The sequence below is a fragment of the Halomonas ramblicola genome (assembly GCF_030409215.1).
GTDB lineage: Bacteria > Pseudomonadota > Gammaproteobacteria > Pseudomonadales > Halomonadaceae > Halomonas > Halomonas ramblicola.
This window is the reverse complement of record NZ_JAUFPL010000014.1, coordinates 1-886: the sequence shown is the minus strand read 5'-3', so window position 1 is coordinate 886 and position 886 is coordinate 1. Positions and strand designations below refer to the sequence as shown.

At 66.4% G+C, this 886-nt stretch carries 1 protein-coding gene; it reads right to left on the bottom strand.

What is annotated here, in order from left to right:
• On the bottom strand, positions 1-813 hold an 813-nt coding region (locus tag QWY80_RS02645; RefSeq protein ID WP_290229128.1), incomplete at its 3' end, for a DDE-type integrase/transposase/recombinase.
• Positions 814-886: the final 73 nt, after the last annotated feature.

Here is an 886-nt window from a genome sequence, read left to right as displayed (position 1 = left end):
CTGCCTGGCAGCATCGAGGCTGCCGAAGCCGTCTGCCGGATAACAGGGCCGGTACTTGCAGGTACGGAACAGCGACTCCGAGTACGGATTGTCGTTGCTGACCCGCGGCCGGCTGAACGACGGGGTGATGCCGAGATCGTGCAACTTCTCCAGCAGCGTCGCGCCCTTGAATGGGCTGCCGTTGTCGGCGTGCAGCACCAGGGGCTGGTCGATCACCTGCTCCGCCAGCACAGCACGCTCCAACACGGTACGCGTGTTGTGGGCCGATTCGGCCAGAAACACCTCCCAGCCGGTGATCTTGCGGCTGTAGATGTCGAGCAGCATCACCAGGTAGTAGTGCTGGCCCTTGATGGGCCCGCCGAGCCACGTTGTATCCCATGTCCAAACCCGGTTCGGCGCGGTGGCATGGTAGGTCGTGGGCCGCGCGTGGCGCTTGGGCGATTTGGCGCGGCCGCGGTGGACGACCTCACGGTGTTTATGCAGGACGCGATAGAAGGTCGAGGGCGAGGCCAGATAGCGCGCTTCGTCATCGAACAGCCGCACCACGATCTGCTCCGGCGGCAGGTTGGCGTATTCCGGCCGGTGGCACACCTCGAGGATCGCCTGCTCTTCGGCCGGTGTCAGGGCGTTAGCGGGCACCGGCCGTTCGGCAAAAGGGCGCTGATCCTCCTGGAGGTCGCCGTCACGCGTCCAACGTTGATAGGTGCGGGCGGTGAGCCCCAGCGCACGACAGGCGGGCTCGAGACGGGCGCCGTTGGCGCGGGCCTCGTCGATCAGCTCGACAGCATGTTGGCGATCCGGGCCACTGATCATTCGTCCTCGTCCCCCCAGATCGCCCGGGCCTTTTTTCGCAGCGTCAGCAGGGCGGCGGTTTCGGCCAGGGCGG